The organism is Ectobacillus ponti (genome assembly GCF_024294785.1).
In the GTDB taxonomy this organism is placed as follows: Bacteria; Bacillota; Bacilli; order Bacillales; family Bacillaceae_G; genus Ectobacillus; species Ectobacillus ponti.
Genome location: NZ_JANCLT010000004.1, coordinates 285,019 through 298,439 on the forward strand (window position 1 = coordinate 285,019; position 13,421 = coordinate 298,439).

Annotated in this window: 13 protein-coding genes; all 13 read left to right on the plus strand. The window is 52.9% G+C overall.

Annotated elements, in window-relative coordinates; translation table 11 throughout:
- The first annotated feature begins 169 nt into the window (after nt 1-169).
- The 13 genes from NK662_RS10315 to NK662_RS10375 all read left to right on the plus strand — a co-directional run bounded on the left by NK662_RS10315 (nt 170) and on the right by NK662_RS10375 (nt 13,413).
- The gene (locus NK662_RS10315; RefSeq protein WP_254758839.1) at nt 170-652 is read left to right on the plus strand and encodes a glutathione peroxidase; all 483 of its coding nucleotides are present in this window, start codon (nt 170-172) and stop codon (nt 650-652) included.
- Between the two features lie 109 nt (nt 653-761).
- Nucleotides 762-1,409, plus strand: coding sequence for an HD domain-containing protein (locus NK662_RS10320; protein WP_254758923.1), 648 nt, complete (start codon nt 762-764; stop codon nt 1,407-1,409).
- The gene (locus NK662_RS10325; protein WP_254758840.1) at nt 1,406-3,298 is read left to right on the plus strand and encodes an ABC-F family ATP-binding cassette domain-containing protein; all 1,893 of its coding nucleotides are present in this window, start codon (nt 1,406-1,408) and stop codon (nt 3,296-3,298) included. The genes NK662_RS10320 and NK662_RS10325 overlap by 4 nt, the downstream gene beginning before the upstream one ends.
- Nucleotides 3,299-3,366: 68 nt before the next feature.
- A complete protein-coding gene (locus NK662_RS10330; protein WP_254758841.1) occupies nt 3,367-4,098 on the plus strand; it encodes a Bax inhibitor-1/YccA family protein in 732 nt (243 codons plus the stop codon).
- A 161-nt stretch (nt 4,099-4,259) separates the two neighbouring features.
- Nucleotides 4,260-4,613, plus strand: coding sequence for a single-stranded DNA-binding protein (locus NK662_RS10335; protein ID WP_254758842.1), 354 nt, complete (start codon nt 4,260-4,262; stop codon nt 4,611-4,613).
- Between the two features lie 301 nt (nt 4,614-4,914).
- On the plus strand, nt 4,915-6,045 hold the full coding sequence (locus NK662_RS10340; RefSeq protein ID WP_254758843.1) for a conserved virulence factor C family protein: 1,131 nt from the start codon (nt 4,915-4,917) through the stop codon (nt 6,043-6,045).
- Nucleotides 6,046-6,048: 3 nt separating this feature from the next.
- Nucleotides 6,049-6,441, plus strand: a complete 393-nt coding sequence (locus tag NK662_RS10345) for a thiol-disulfide oxidoreductase DCC family protein (RefSeq protein WP_254758844.1) — start codon at nt 6,049-6,051, stop codon at nt 6,439-6,441.
- Nucleotides 6,442-6,514: 73 nt separating this feature from the next.
- A complete protein-coding gene (locus tag NK662_RS10350; protein WP_254758845.1) occupies nt 6,515-6,946 on the plus strand; it encodes a BrxA/BrxB family bacilliredoxin in 432 nt (143 codons plus the stop codon).
- Nucleotides 6,947-6,985: 39 nt separating this feature from the next.
- Nucleotides 6,986-7,792: a class I SAM-dependent methyltransferase gene (locus NK662_RS10355; protein WP_254758846.1), complete on the plus strand. Its 807-nt coding sequence runs from the start codon at nt 6,986-6,988 to the stop codon at nt 7,790-7,792.
- 587 nt (nt 7,793-8,379) lie between these two features.
- Nucleotides 8,380-8,937, plus strand: coding sequence for a heme NO-binding domain-containing protein (locus NK662_RS10360; RefSeq protein WP_254758847.1), 558 nt, complete (start codon nt 8,380-8,382; stop codon nt 8,935-8,937).
- Nucleotides 8,937-11,372 (plus strand): ATP-binding protein, encoded by a 2,436-nt coding sequence (locus NK662_RS10365; RefSeq protein WP_254758848.1) that lies wholly within the window; start codon nt 8,937-8,939, stop codon nt 11,370-11,372. The genes NK662_RS10360 and NK662_RS10365 overlap by 1 nt, the downstream gene beginning before the upstream one ends.
- 12 nt (nt 11,373-11,384) lie before the next feature.
- Nucleotides 11,385-11,972, plus strand: coding sequence for a response regulator (locus NK662_RS10370; protein WP_254758849.1), 588 nt, complete (start codon nt 11,385-11,387; stop codon nt 11,970-11,972).
- 154 nt (nt 11,973-12,126) lie between these two features.
- On the plus strand, nt 12,127-13,413 hold the full coding sequence (locus tag NK662_RS10375) for an aminoglycoside phosphotransferase family protein (RefSeq protein WP_254758850.1): 1,287 nt from the start codon (nt 12,127-12,129) through the stop codon (nt 13,411-13,413).
- The last annotated feature ends 8 nt before the right edge of the window (nt 13,414-13,421 follow it).

Below are 13,421 nucleotides of genomic sequence, written 5' to 3' on the forward strand. Positions count from 1 at the left end.
ACATTGCGGCAATTCAATCTCTCCCCTCACAGACTATACGTTTAATTATAGGGGAAAAGGAGGGAAGTGTAAGGGCTTTCTTCCGACAAAATTTGTAGGTGCTGAAATTAGACTTTTGTAAGAAAAATCAGTAAGATGAAACCAATACTAGATACTGGGAGGAAGCATGATGACAGTCTATGATTTTTCTGTCCGCACCATTATAGGTGAAGAGAAGACGCTCCGTGATTACGAGGGCAAAGTGCTGCTCATTGTCAACGTTGCCAGCAAATGCGGCCTGACGCCGCAGTACAAGGGATTACAGGCATTGTATGAGAAGTATAAGGACCAAGGCTTGGAGATTCTTGGTTTCCCGTGCAACCAGTTCATGAATCAAGAGCCGGGCACAGAGGAAGAAATTGCGGGCTTCTGCGAGCTGAACTACCGTGTGACATTCCCGCTGTTTGCCAAGATTGACGTCAACGGCGAGACAGCCCATCCCTTGTATAAGTATTTGTGCAAGGAGGCCCCGGGCGTGCTCGGTTCCAAGGCGGTCAAATGGAACTTCACGAAGTTCCTGGTGGACAAGAGCGGCAAGGTGCTGGACCGTTACGCGCCGCAGACGGTTCCGGAGGATTTGGAGAAGGACATTGCAAAAGCGCTGCAGGCGTAAGAGAGGCTGCTGGATGGATTCCGGCAGTTTTTTTGTTCAATAGAGCACCACACCGCCTTTCTCCCGAACGAGGGCAGACTGTGGTACAATAGGAAATTGGGTGATGATGATGACAAACGAACAAAAAATTCAGCAAACCATCGTTTTTGTAAAGGGAATTTTGGCCGGTGACGCCAGCGGACATGACTGGTATCACATCGAGCGTGTACATAAATTGGCTGCCGCCTTGGCAGCGAGTGAGGGCGGCAATATGTTCGTCATTGAACTGGCGGCCCTCTTGCATGATGTTGCAGATGAAAAGCTGAATGAGAGCGAGGAAGCCGGCCTGCAGAAGGTACAGAGCTGGCTGGAGCATTTGGATGTCAGCAGGGAAGAGCAGGAGCACATCCTGCATATTATTACAAACATGTCCTTTAAAGGCGGGCATGGCGGCAAGGTGGAGACACTGGAAGGGAAAATTGTACAGGATGCGGATCGTTTGGATGCGATTGGCGCAATCGGCATTGCCCGCACGTTTGCATACGGCGGAGCAAAGGGCCGTCTGATGTATGACCCGAATGTGCCATACCGCGAAGCCATGACAAAGGAAGCGTACCGGAAATCCAATGACCCGTCGCTGAACCATTTCTATGAAAAGCTGCTGAAGCTGAAAGACTTGATGAATACAGCGGCGGCCAAGCGGGTGGCAGAGGAGCGCCATCGGTATATGGAGCAGTTTATTGAACAATTTATGAAAGAGTGGAATGCAGAAATATGAAAATGTTGACTGTCGAGCATCTATCAAAATCATATGGGGAAAAGCCGCTGTTTCAGGACTTGTCCTTCAGCATTACAGAGGGGCAGCACATCGGCATCATCGGGGTAAACGGCACCGGAAAATCTACGATGCTGAAAATTTTGGCGGGGCTTGAACAGGCGGATGAGGGGCAAATCTCCCAGACACGCGGCTATACCATCAGCTATCTGGCCCAGCAGCCGGAGTTTGCAGAAAATTTGACGGTGCTGGAGCAAGTCTTTTACGGCGATACCCCGCTGATTCGGCTTCTGCGCGAGTATGAAGCAGCATTGCTGGATTTAGAAAAAGACCCGATGAACGAGCAGCTGCAGCAGCATATTTTTATGCTGCAGCAGCGTATGGACGCTATGGATGCCTGGGATGCGAGCGCCAATGCGAAGGCGTTATTGACAAAACTCGGCATCCACGACTTTACAGCGGTGGTCGGCACGCTCTCGGGCGGACAGAAGAAGCGGGTGGCGATGGCCCAAAGCCTGATCCAAACGCCGGATTTGCTCATCTTGGATGAGCCGACCAACCATCTCGATCATGCAACGGTTGAATGGCTCGAGGAATACCTGTCCCGTTATACCGGCTCCTTGCTGCTGGTGACGCATGACCGCTATTTCCTCGACCGGGTGACAAACCGGATTTTAGAGCTCGATAACGGAAAGCTGTACAGCTATGAAGGCAACTACGGTGCTTTCCTTGAGGCGAAGGCTCTGCGTGAGGAGCAGGAAATCGCCCAAGAGGAAAAACGGCAGAATCTGTACCGGCGCGAGCTTGCCTGGGTGCGCCGCGGCGCCAAAGCCCGGACGACAAAGCAAAAAGCCCGGCTGCAGCGCTTTGATGAGCTGAACAAGCAGGAAGGCCCCGCTGCCAAGCAGCAGGTGGATATTTCGCTTGGCGGAAGCCGCCTCGGCAAAAAGGTGCTGGAGCTGCACGAGGTCACGAAGCAATTTGACGGCCGGAAGGTGCTGGATCACTTCAGCTATATTGTCAAGCCGGGAGACCGCATCGGCATCATTGGGCCGAACGGCAGCGGCAAGTCCACGCTGCTGAATATGCTGACCGGAAAGCTGACACCGGACAGCGGTGAAATTGAAGTGGGCCAAACGGTGAAAATTGCCTATTACACGCAGGAAACAGAGGATATGGACCTCAATCAGCGCATGATCGAGTATATTAAGGAAGCGGCGGAGGTTGTCCATACAACAGACGGCAAGGTCATTTCCGCTTCCCAAATGCTGGAGCGCTTTCTGTTTCCGCCTCGTACGCACGGCACGCTGATCCGCAAGCTGTCCGGCGGGGAACGCCGCCGTTTGTACCTGCTTCGCATCCTGATGAGCGAGCCGAACGTACTGCTGCTGGATGAGCCGACCAATGATCTGGATACACAGACGTTGACGGTGCTGGAGGACTATCTGGATGAGTTCCCGGGTGTCGTCATCACAGTGTCACACGACCGGTATTTCCTGGATAAAACAGCCGAGGAGCTGTTTGTGTTTGAAAGAGAGGGGCGCGTGCGTGTGTTCTTTGGCAGCTACAGCGAGTATCTGGAGGAACGGAAGCAGCAGGAGGCGCTGCTGAAGGCAGAGGTTGTGAAGGAGAAAAAGCGTGAGGAGCAGCCGAAGCAGAAGAAGCGGAAGCTCTCCTACAACGAGCAGCGCGAGTGGGATACGATTGAAGACCGGATTGCCGGGCTGGAAGCGAAGCTGGAGGAGCTTGCCGAAGAGCTCGAGAAGGTTGGCTCTGATTATACGCGTGCACAGGCTGTATCAGAGGAGCAGCAGCGTGTGGAGGAGGAGCTGGAACGCGCGATGGAACGGTGGGAAGAATTGTCCGAAATCGTGGAAGGTTTGAAGGCGTAGGTGCATAGTATTGAAGAAAAGGACAAAATCTCGTATAATGGTCATATGAACTTATTGGAGGTGTTCTCATGAGAACGAATAATCCGATGCTGCGGGAAGAGGCTTTTCGGCGCACTGGTGCTTCACAAGCAACGATGACTGTCGGCGGCACAGTCGGCAAGACATTCATTATGCTGGTGTTGTTGTTGGGAACGGCAGTCTATTCTTACATGCAGGTTGTACTGAATCAGATGAGCATGGGTGTGATTGGCGGCGCGGTCATTACGGCAGCCATCATCGCTTTTGCATCTGTGTTCTTTCCGCGCATTACGCCTGTGACAGCCCCGGTGTATGCGGCGGTGGAAGGCGTCGTGCTGGGCAGCGTGTCCGCCTGGTATGCGCTGCGGTTTGGCGATACGCTTATTTTGCAGGCTGTGCTGCTCACCATTGCCGTGTTGTTTGCTATGCTGCTTCTGTACGCAACCCGTATTGTCAGAGTAACAGACAAGTTTCGCATGGGCGTGCTGTCGGCGACCTTGGGCATTGCGCTGATGTATCTGCTCTCCATGGTGCTGCAGCTGTTCGGCGTGGCGGTCCCGTTTCTGCATCAGGGCGGCACAGTCGGCATCATTATCAGTGCAATTGTGGTTGTTGTTGCCGCTTTGAACCTAGTGCTTGATTTCGATTTTATTGAGCGGGGTGCCCACTACGGAGCGCCGAAGCATATGGAATGGTACGGCGCGCTCGGTCTAATGCTGACGCTTGTTTGGCTGTACATGGAGATTCTGCGTCTTGTTTCTTATTTTACGAGAAATGATTGAGAAAAAAACTCTCGCTTCAGCGGGAGTTTTTTCTTTGCCTGCTTGTCAAAGAGAAAACCTCCGGGAGAATTTGCCCCCATCTATGTAAGAAGTCCTTATTTCCCTTTTTTTACCTGTTTCATTTTCTCGGCTACAATGAAACAAAAGTGAGGTGAAAAAGGATGATTAATCGTGTAGCACTTACGGGGCGGCTGACGAGAGACGCGCAGCTTGCCCATACGTCCAGCGGCAGAGCATACACCCGGCTGACCATCGCTGTCGACCGTGTGTACCGGGGACGGGATGGAGAGCGGGAAACCGACTTCATCAGCTGTACCCTTTGGGGGCGCACCGCTGAAGCTATGTCGCAATATTGCCAGCGGGGACGGCTGATTGCTGTGACCGGGCAAATTCGGACCAGCCGATATGAGAAGGAAGGCAAGCGCGTGTATCAAACAGATGTCTTGATCGAGAGTATCGCGTTTCTCGACCGGAGACGGCAGACAGAGCCGGAGCCGGACTTGCAGGAGGCGTAGAAGCGTACGGGGACTGATTCAGGTCAGTCCCCTTTTGTATGTAAATGGGGAAACGTTGCAGGGCAATCCGTGAAAGCGTCGGAGAAAAGCTCTCGTATCGGAGCCTTCCAGAAAGGAGGGGCGGATTTGAGCCAGTCTTTCTTGAAATATCACATACCGTATAGGGCAGATATACTGCTGTTGCAAGTGCGCCTGATGCGATTCAATTGCGAAACAGCCGATAGATGTGCTTAAATTTAGATGAGTTATAAGCAAAGAAACAGAAATGATATATACATATAGCAGTAAAGGAGAGAGTACGTTGAAGATTAAAGCAATTGAACCAACGCCGAGCCCGAATACCATGAAGGTCATCCTGAATGAAGAGCTGTCCGGAGGCAAGCGCCACAATTATACACGCGAGAACGCGATGCAGGCACCTGAGAAGGTGCAGCAGATTTTACAGATTGAAGGAGTAAAGGGTGTGTACCACGTAGCGGACTTCCTGGCTGTGGAGCGCAATGCCAAATTTGACTGGAAGCTGATTCTCCAACAGGTGCGTGCCGTGTTCGGCGAGGATGCGGAGGAAGCGCAGGCAGGCGGATCCGCAGAGACGCCTTATGGGGAAGTGAAGGTATTCCATCAGATGTTTTACGGCATTCCGATGCAGGTCAAGCTGCTGGATGGCGAAAGTGAAACGCGATTTGGCCTTCCGGATTACTTCAAGGGCTCCATCATGAAGCTGCAAATGTCGGCGCCAAACGTCGTGAAGGAGCGCAAATGGGTGGAGCAGGGCACACGCTACGGCGATGTGCAGGAAATTGGCCAGGAGGTCGTGGAGGAGATTGCAGCTGCCTATCCGGAGGAACGGGTCCGCTCCCTGGTGGATGATATCCTGCAGCAAGCGGGCGTAACCGAAATTCAGGTGGCCAAGCGCGAGCCGTACCGGGTAACAGAGGACATGATGGAGGACGCCGACTGGAAGAAGCGCTATGCCGCTCTGGAGCAGATGAATCCGACAGAAGAGGATTTGCCGGTGCTGGCAAAAGCCATTCATGATGAAAAGCCGTCCATCCGCCGTCTTGCGGTTGCCTATCTCGGCATGATTAAGGGGGAAAAGGTGCTGCCGCTCCTGTACGAAGCGATGGAGGATAAGTCAGCCAGCGTGCGCCGCACAGCGGGTGACTGTCTTTCAGATATCGGTGATCCGGACGCCATCCAGGTCATGATTGCGGCGCTGCAGGACCCGAGCAAGCTTGTCCGCTGGCGGGCGGCCATGTTCCTGTTTGAAACGGGAGACGAGAGTGCAATTCCGGCGCTGCAGGAAGCGCAGGAGGATCCGGAGTTTGAAGTTGCGATGCAGGCGCGCCTGGCGCTGGAACGGATTGAAGGCGGCGAAGAAGCAAAGGGATCTGTCTGGAAGCAAATGACTGAATACCGAAACGGGGAATGATGGATGCTCACCGTCTTTTATGATGGCTGGTGTCCGCTTTGCACGGGAATTGCGGAGCGGACGAGAAAGCTGGATGTCCGGAACGCCACAAGGTTTGTGTCATTTCGTGAGAGGGCGGTCATTGAGGAGTATGGTTTAACAAGAGAACAGCAGGAGCGGATGAATCAGCGCATGTTCGCCTATGACGGCAAGTGGCATGAAGGCATAGGGGCTGTATATGCCCTTGCCTGCCAAATTCCGGCGTATTGGGCAGCAGTGCCATTCCTGAAGCTGTCGCTCTGGACGGGAACGGGGCAGCCGCTGTATGACTGGATTGCCGCGCGGCGCAAAATCGTGCCGGTCGGCCACTGTGAGAACGGGGCCTGCAGCTTGGAGGACCGCAAAGGAAGGAGATAATAGCCTTTCCTTTGCCCTGCCCGTCCTGCCATGGTATCATAAGGAAAGAATATAACAAGAAGGAGCAAACCCCATGAATGCATATGAAGAATATATGAGACAAATGGTCATTCCCATGCGCCAGGAGCTTGTGCGCGCCGGCTTTGAAGAGCTGACAACATCCGAGCAGGTGGAGCAATACGTAGAAAATGCAACAGGCACAACACTCGTTGTCGTCAATTCCGTGTGCGGCTGTGCAGCCGGCCTTGCACGTCCGGCAGTCGCACAGGCGCTGCTTCGTGCGGAAAAGCGCCCTGACCATCTCGTGACAGTGTTTGCCGGCCAGGATAAGGATGCAACAGCGATGATGCGCTCTTACTTTGATGACATTCCGCCATCCTCTCCATCCATGGCACTCCTGAAGGGCAAGGAAGTCGTACACTTCATCCACCGCCATGAAATTGAAGGAAACTCCATGGAAGGCATCATGAGCAATCTGCTTGATGCATTTGATCAGCATTGCTAAAAGGGAGCGTTGTCTCCCTTTTTTCTATTCGGTGAACATATGATTATTACAACAGCAGGAAGAACGAATGAAGAGATGGTGCAGTATGCCAAAAAAGTGGCTGCTGATTTGGACAGTCTGTTTGTCTTGCGGCGGGATGCGGCAGTCGCTGATTTACGAAAGCGTTTGCGCGACGATGTGCTTGTGGTGGGCAAAAATCGTTTGGAGATTTATCCGCACCGCGGCGAGGAATCCTTTTTCTTTCATCCAAACTCCGCCGGCTTTCGTGTCAAGCGGCTGCTGAGAGGGGAGCACGATCCGTTCCTGCAGGCGGCTCAGCTGGAAAGCGGCATGGCAGTGCTCGATTGCACATTGGGTATGGCTTCTGATGCAATTGTTGCCAGCTTTGCAGTCGGCAGCAAGGGGCGGGTAACCGGCATTGAAGGAAACCGCTATATGGCCTATCTCGTGAAAAAGGGTTTGCGGGAATGGCAGTCAGATGTGCCGGAGATGAATGAGGCGATGCGCCGGATTGAAGTGGTGCAGGGGGATCATGCGTCTGTGCTGCGGGCATGTGCCGACCAATCCTATGATGTGGTGTATCTGGATCCTATGTTTGAGGAGAGTATTTTGGAGTCGGATGGCATCCGGGGGCTGAAGCATTTTGCCCTCTATGATGAGATTGCGGACGAAACAATTGAGGAGGCAAAACGGGTGGCGCGCAGCCGCGTGGTGCTGAAGGATCACTTCCGCAGTCCGCGCTTTGAGCGGTACGGATTTTCCGTCTATCGCCGCAAAAGCGCGAAATTCCATTTTGGCGTCCTGGAAAAGGACTGCACTTCCGGAGAATTTCGTTACAATAGCTAATGAGCAAGTTTTGTAAATCCGGAGATGGCGAGAGTAGTCTGCTTGGAGGCCGCAGCGAGCCGGGGACGGTGGGAGCCTGGCGCACAGAAGGGCAGAGAAAGCGCACTTCGGAGACGTTCTTCCGAAAGCAGCAGGGAGAACCGGGGGACCCCAGCCCCGTTATGGACGGGAAAGGTGTCCCATAGGACAATAAGAGTGGTACCGCGGATTCGGCCCGCCTCTCGCATAAAGAGGCGGGCTTTTTTGTGTACTCAAAAAGGAGGATAACAAATCAGATACAAACAGGCATGTGCTGACAGTTTATCTGAAGCATTGCAGGGAGCCCTGTCCGTAGATGCGGACATGATTGAAAGTCCAAAGCTGGAGCACCACGGCAATTTGGCCTTTCCCTGCTTTCAATGTACAGAGGAGCTTTATAGAATGCGGAAAGAGGCCATTGCTTATTTGTCTACAACCATTTTTTACATGAAAATTATAGATGGCTTTCTATTTTATATTTTAATACAATACTAATTATAATGATTATAAATATATATAGATTATTTCGTTGAATATATTCTGCTTGTGGGCAGGGAGGATCGTTGCATATGTACGGACTGGTAAACAAAGGGATTGAACAATTGATTTGTGACAGCTATGGGGAACAGACGTGGGAGGAAATCAAGAAAACAGCCGGGGTAGAAGCTGCAGGATTTGTGAGTATGCAGCCGTATGATGATCAAATTACATACCGGTTGGTGGAGGCAGCCTCTCAAGTGCTGGGCGTGCCGGGAGAAGAAATCTTGGAGACCTTCGGAACGCACTGGGTGATATACACCGTGCAAAAGGGATACGGAGAAATGTTGAATCTGGCCGGCGATAACTTTGTTGACTTTGTAAAAAATCTGGATGAACTGCACACAAGAGTTGGACTGCTTATGCCGGATTTGGATCCTCCTTCCTTTGAAGTGGAAGAGTTGGGAGAAAACAGGCTGATTGTGCGTTACTATTCCACACGGCGGGGGCTGACGCCAATGATTGCGGGTCTGCTGAGGGGATTGGCCCTGCGTTTTCAGGTGCAGGCAGACATTGCACTGGCGGCCGGGAGAAGTGAAAAGGCGGATTATGATGAGTTTTTCATACACATTCGGGGTGAAGAAGCATAATGAGCAGCAGGTGGGAGAAAAGCGCCGATTTTTTGGAATTGTTTCCTTTTCATATTGTGGCAGATCAGAATCTGCAGCTTGTGAGCGCCGGCCATGTGCTGCAGCGCCTATATCCGGAAATGCAGCCGGGCCAGCATATCGGCCGATATTTTTCTATTCATAAGCCAAAAGCCGTGCTGGAGTTCCATTCATTGCGAAAGCATCAGGACAGTTTATTTATTCTGCAGGGGCAAAACGGGCTCAAGCTGAAGGGGCAAGTCCATGTTTTACAGGAACAGGTATGCTTCCTGGTATCGCCATGGATTACCGATCTGGCCAATCTGGGGGGATTTGGCTTATCCTTAAAGGATTTTCCTCTCTATGACAACATGACTGACTTCTTATTTTTGCTACAGTCCCATCAAACAGCATTGCAGGAAGTAAAAGAGCTGTCCGGCAAGCTGCAGCAGCAGCATACCGCTCTGCAGGAAGCAAATCGTTTGCTGGAATCCCAAAAAACCATTTCTGAGGTGTTAATTGCATCCAGCGATGTGGAGGAAGCCATGGACCAGATTCTTCCCTTGCTGCAGAGCATGACGGACAGCGAGGCTTGCCGTATGTGGCAGCCTACAGCATGCGGCTGCTTCTTGCAGCCAGAGGGAAGCCAGATGCTCCTGAAGGTGGCTGTGGAGGATGAACATGCAGTGTCCCGGGCATTTGTGTCGAGGAAACCAGTGCACCAAGAGAATTCCTGTTGTGTGCCAGTCGTTTATAAGGAGAAGTGCTTCGGCGTGTTACAGCTGCAGCGGCACAAGGCGCTGACAGAAAGGTCGCAAACCGTTTTGCTGGAAATCACATATCGCCTCGGCCAGTTTATGGACCGGATCCTGTCCGAGCAGGAGCTGCGCCTGGCCAAGGAGCAGGCCGAGCGGGCAACAGAGCTGAAATCTGTATTTCTGGCAACGATGAGCCATGAACTGCGTACACCGCTGAATGCGGTCATCGGCATGACAGACCTGTTGTCGGATACGGAGCTGCAGGAGGAGCAGCGGGAGTATGTGGATACCATTCGCAGCAGCGGCAGTTTGCTGCTCTCGGTGATTAACGATATTTTGGATTTCTCTAAAATTGAATCCGGCAAGCTGGAGAGCGAGAGCATGCCGCTGCGTCTGGAGGAAACACTGAAGCTGACGGTGAATTTGCTGAAGCCTTTGGCGATGGAAAAGTGCATAGAGTTATATTATGAGATGGACTCATCTGTTCCAAGAGTGATTATGGGGGACGAAGTACGGCTTAGACAAGTGCTGCTGAACCTTGTCAGCAACGCCGTGCGATTTACGGAACGGGGAGAGGTGTGTATCCAAGTGCAGGCATATGAGTCAGATGAACAGGTACAGCTGGAGTTCTCTGTACGTGATACAGGCGTCGGTGTTCCACAGGATAAAATGGAATCTTTGTTTACTCCATTTACACAGGCAGATTCCTCAATCAGCAGAAGGTACGGCGGCACCGGGCTTGGACTGGCGATTTGCGCCGGGCTGGTGGAGATTATGAATGGCACCATCCGTGCCGAGAGTGAGGAGGGGCGGGGATCTGTGTTTACTTTCCATATCCCGGCTGCAGCAGTGAAGGAAGAAGCGCTTGTCTCCGGTTCGGCTGCGGCCCTGCCGGAGGAGGGCCCTCTTCGCCTTGAGGCCCGCATTTTGTTGGCGGAAGACAATGTGGTGAACCAGAAGCTGGCTGTTCGTGTTTTTAAAAATATCGGTTACGAGGTAGACTTGGCTGTAAACGGGGAAGAGGTGCTGCACAAGCTGAAGAAGCAGTCCTATGATGTAATCTTCATGGATGTGCAAATGCCTTATATGGATGGTTTGGAGGCTACCCGCATCATCCGCCGTGAGTATACAGAACGGCAGCCTGTTATTATTGCCATGACGGCCAATGCAATGGCGGAGGACCGGGAGCGCTGCTTTGCGGCCGGTATGGATGATTTCTTGTCCAAACCGATCCTTGTACAAGAAATTCAACGGAGCCTGCAGCATTGGCTGGCTGTAAAGGAGCAGGAGAATTGCCGGCAGGCGCCTGAATCAACCCCATCGGCAGAACTGCTGGACCGGGACATGATCCAGGAGCTCTGGGAGCTGGGCGGGAAAGAATTTCTGTTCGAGCTTGTCGAACTGTTTGAGGAGCAAGCAGCGTCATTGCTGGAGGTCATCAGACAATCGGTGATACAGCAGGATATACAGCGGCTGCGTGAAGCTGTGCACGGCTTGAAGGGCATCAGCTTAAATACGGGAGCGGCCCGTATGGCTCAAGTGTGCAAAGATATAGAGGATATAATAAAGAGCCATACGTTGGATTGGACTGCAGTGAACGGCACGGAACAGCAGCTGTGGCGCCTGCAGGCAGAGACGATACAGCAGTTGCAGAAGGACTTCCTGCAATCTGAAGGATAAGGGGTGGCAGGGATGAAGGAAACGGTTCATATTGTAGAGGTGCAGCCAGACAGTGTATTGGCTGAAGATGTACTTACAGACAGCGGCCTGCTGCTGGTGAAGAAGGGGACTCTCTTGACAGGTACGCTGCTTGAGAAGCTGCGTTATTTAGGAGTGGGCGAGGTTGCGTTGCAGAATGCGCCGGCAGAGAAGCCGCCTGCTTCCGAGGCAGGTCCTAAAGCAGGCATGAGAATGGTGAAGCGTGTGATGGTAGTGGACGATTTGCCGCTGAATCGCCGCCTGATTTCCAATATTCTGCAGCAAAGCTTCCCGGAGGCGGAAGTAATTGAAGCTTCAGACGGCTTGTCTGCTGTGGATATGTATGCATATGTGAAGCCGGATTTAGTGTTTATGGATATTGTCATGCCCGCCATGGATGGCATTACTGCGATTAGGAAAATGAAGGAGACAGACCCGCAGGCAAACGTGATTGTTTGTTCCACGCAGGGGGAAAGCAAGATGGTGCTGGCGGCGATTCACAGCGGAGCAAAGGATTTCATTGTGAAGCCGTATTCCCGCAGCCGGGTGATGCAGGCAGTAGAGCGGGTCATGGGAGTATAAGGGTTTCTGCCCAAAGGCACTAACATACAAACAGGCAGCTGTGCCCCCACAGCTGCCTGTTTGTATGCGGGAAGGAGATTTTCATAGAAAAGTAGAACGTACTAAAAATTGCCGCCTGTACGGATGGCGGATCAGGGAAGGAGGATTCTATGATATGAAGGCTTCTGTCATCATAAGCGACAAGAGGGGACACCATGTGCGGTTTGTTCCGTCCGTAGAAATAGAACAAGAGAAGGCAGCAGTGGAACTGCTGCAGCAGCAGGTTCAAAGACTATGCGGCTTGCCTGTGGCCATTGGCCGGGAGCTGTGCCGTCATGAAGCAGCGGACGGGGAGGTATTCTCTCTGTACGAGGCTTTTGCGGCGGAGCATGCAGGACAGTGGCATAAGCGGGGCGATTTGCAAATCATGCCGAATTGTGAAGCGCACCGCCCTGCCCTGCAGGCATGGCTCGCCGAAAAGAAGCCGCCAGAGCTGCGCGCTCCGTGGTTTCAGGCCGGATGGCACGAGAAGGCTTGGGCATGGGGAGAGCAGGCAGTCTTGCATGCCGGCCGGCAGCTGACCGGAGAGCTGGTGCAGCTCAAGGCATCTGATTTCAGCTTTGTGCAGCGAATGGGTACAAACGCGGGGGATGTATATTTGAAAGCAACAGGCACCGCGGCCCGCCATGAAGCTGCATTGACCCGCCACCTTGCCGGGCTTCATGCCAATACGGCCGCCGTGCTGGATACGCAGGAAACAGAGGGCTGGCTGCTTATGCCGGGCCTTGGCGGTACACCGTTGCGCGGGCAAACAGATCATGCTCTGTGGCAGGGGGCGCTGCGTGCCTATGCACAGCTGCAGGTAGCGGAGGCGGCGCAGGTTGAAAAATTGCTGACAATGGGCGTACCGGACCGCCGTATTCCGGTGCTGAAGCGGGATATTCGCGAGCATTTGGCTGATATGTGTGCCACCGGGCTGGCCGAGGAAGAAGCAAAGCAGGTGCTGGATTTGCAGGAGGAACTGCTGGATATGTGTGACCAGCTGATAGCGATTGGTCTGCCCGACAGCATTGAGCATGGGGATTTGCATTCCGCCAATATTCGTATTGTGGATGGGCAGCCGTTCTTTTTTGACTGGGGCGATGCCTCCATCACACATCCGTTCTTCAGTACCCGCATTTTCTGGCATGCGCTGGATGAGCTGATTGCTTCAGAGGCAGAATGGCTGGACATGGTGAATCGTTTCCGCCCGTACTACTTGGAGGCGTGGAAGGAATTTGCGGAGGAAGACAAGCTGAAGCAGGCCCTTCTGATCACAGACCAGTTGGCCTGTGTACAGCGCGCTTTAAGCTGGCACTTATACTTGACGCCAAGCAGAGAGGATCAGGCAGAGTCGTACCGGAGGCCGTCGCAGTGGCTGCAGCTGCTGCTGGAGCACCGAGCCCTGGTGAGACAGTCCTGACCGTAGCA

Coding starts and splice junctions, on each gene's coding strand:
- NK662_RS10315 (WP_254758839.1), top strand. CDS start 170: ATGACAGTCTATGATTTTTCTGTCCGCACCATTATAGGTGAAGAGAAG.
- NK662_RS10320 (WP_254758923.1), top strand. CDS start 762: ATGACAAACGAACAAAAAATTCAGCAAACCATCGTTTTTGTAAAGGGA.
- NK662_RS10325 (WP_254758840.1), top strand. CDS start 1,406: ATGAAAATGTTGACTGTCGAGCATCTATCAAAATCATATGGGGAAAAG.
- NK662_RS10330 (WP_254758841.1), top strand. CDS start 3,367: ATGAGAACGAATAATCCGATGCTGCGGGAAGAGGCTTTTCGGCGCACT.
- NK662_RS10335 (WP_254758842.1), top strand. CDS start 4,260: ATGATTAATCGTGTAGCACTTACGGGGCGGCTGACGAGAGACGCGCAG.
- NK662_RS10345 (WP_254758844.1), top strand. CDS start 6,049: ATGCTCACCGTCTTTTATGATGGCTGGTGTCCGCTTTGCACGGGAATT.
- NK662_RS10350 (WP_254758845.1), top strand. CDS start 6,515: ATGAATGCATATGAAGAATATATGAGACAAATGGTCATTCCCATGCGC.
- NK662_RS10355 (WP_254758846.1), top strand. CDS start 6,986: ATGATTATTACAACAGCAGGAAGAACGAATGAAGAGATGGTGCAGTAT.
- NK662_RS10360 (WP_254758847.1), top strand. CDS start 8,380: ATGTACGGACTGGTAAACAAAGGGATTGAACAATTGATTTGTGACAGC.
- NK662_RS10365 (WP_254758848.1), top strand. CDS start 8,937: ATGAGCAGCAGGTGGGAGAAAAGCGCCGATTTTTTGGAATTGTTTCCT.
- NK662_RS10370 (WP_254758849.1), top strand. CDS start 11,385: ATGAAGGAAACGGTTCATATTGTAGAGGTGCAGCCAGACAGTGTATTG.
- NK662_RS10375 (WP_254758850.1), top strand. CDS start 12,127: ATGAAGGCTTCTGTCATCATAAGCGACAAGAGGGGACACCATGTGCGG.